At 65.9% G+C, this 1001-nt stretch carries 3 protein-coding genes; 1 reads left to right on the top strand and 2 read right to left on the bottom strand.

Features of this window, described 5'->3' with window-relative positions; all coding sequences use genetic code 11:
* Positions 1 to 205, top strand: a 205-nt coding sequence (locus tag NS334_RS17400) for a hypothetical protein (protein WP_206542746.1), incomplete at its 5' end; no start/stop codon positions are given.
* Positions 206 to 334: 129 nt separating this feature from the next.
* Here NS334_RS17400 and NS334_RS17395 read toward each other — a convergent pair.
* Positions 335 to 757 carry a hypothetical protein gene (locus NS334_RS17395; protein WP_058757036.1) on the bottom strand — a complete coding sequence of 141 codons (423 nt, stop codon included), beginning with the start codon at positions 755 to 757 and terminating at the stop codon, positions 335 to 337.
* Positions 750 to 1001, bottom strand: a 252-nt coding sequence (locus NS334_RS17390) for a putative PEP-binding protein (RefSeq protein WP_241492029.1), incomplete at its 5' end; no start/stop codon positions are given. The genes NS334_RS17390 and NS334_RS17395, both read right to left, overlap by 8 nt.

Here is a 1001-nt window from a genome sequence, read left to right as displayed (position 1 = left end):
CCCCGAGGTCGAGACCAGCGTCACCGTGACGGTCGCCCGTTCCGCCGAAGAGGCCGAGCGGATCAAGCGCGGCGAGGACATCTCGCCCCGCCAGGAAGACCCGGACGCGGCCGCCGGGGCGCTCGCCGCCGCAGGCGAGTTCTTCGTTCCGGAAGCCCAGCACGACGACGAAGCCGCGCCGGCTCCGGCCGCCGAAGAGAAGTAAGCTTCTCGCGATCGTCCGACCGACGAGAGCATCGGTTCAGAACCGATGCTTTCGATTCTGGTTTTGACGCGCTTTCTTCACGCGAACCGGTATCCGCTTCGCTCGAAAACGCTTTGGTGGCGTTCTCGCCTATTTTTCCCGCATGATGCCGATCAGGCGCCGCGTGAATTCTTGCAGCAGCGTGTCGAGCTCGGCATTGCGCTTGGCGCTGCCGAGATCCGGCAGATGCAGCGTCAGCGTCCGCTCGTGCGATCCCTCGCTCAGCCGGCCGACACGGCGCGGATGCGCCCGCGCATAGGCGCGCAGAAAGGCGGCCTTCGCCTGCGGCGGGAAGTGGGTGACATGGAAGATCGTGTTGGGATGCTGTACCGGGATCGGCACGGGATAGGCCGGGTTGCTGATCTGGCTGACGAAGCTGCGGTTCTTGCCGATGGCGTGCGCCAGATGCAGCCGGATCTCGGAGTGGCGGCTTTTAAGCGTTTCCTTGAAGTTGCGCTTGTAGGCCGCAACCGCGCCGGCTTCGGGTGCTTCATCCGCCGCCGTGTCAGCCAACACTGCCTCCGCTGCTCAGCCGGTCGATGGTGTGCTTGATCTGCGCCAGTGCCGAGGCGTTCACCGACAATTCGCGCAGGCCGCAATTCAGCAGCGCTGGAAGGCAGCGCGGATCGCCGGCCATGTCGCCGCACAGGCTGACGCTTATTCCAGCGCGGCGGCCGTGCTCCGCGGTCCGCGAAATCAGTTCGAGCACTGCGGGATGCAGGGGGTCCATCAGGGGGGCGAGAGCTCCGTTGGAACG

Source organism: Sphingomonas endophytica, assembly GCF_001476895.1.
In the GTDB taxonomy this organism is placed as follows: domain Bacteria; phylum Pseudomonadota; class Alphaproteobacteria; order Sphingomonadales; family Sphingomonadaceae; genus Sphingomonas; species Sphingomonas endophytica_A.
This window is presented reverse-complemented; position numbering and strand designations above follow the sequence as displayed.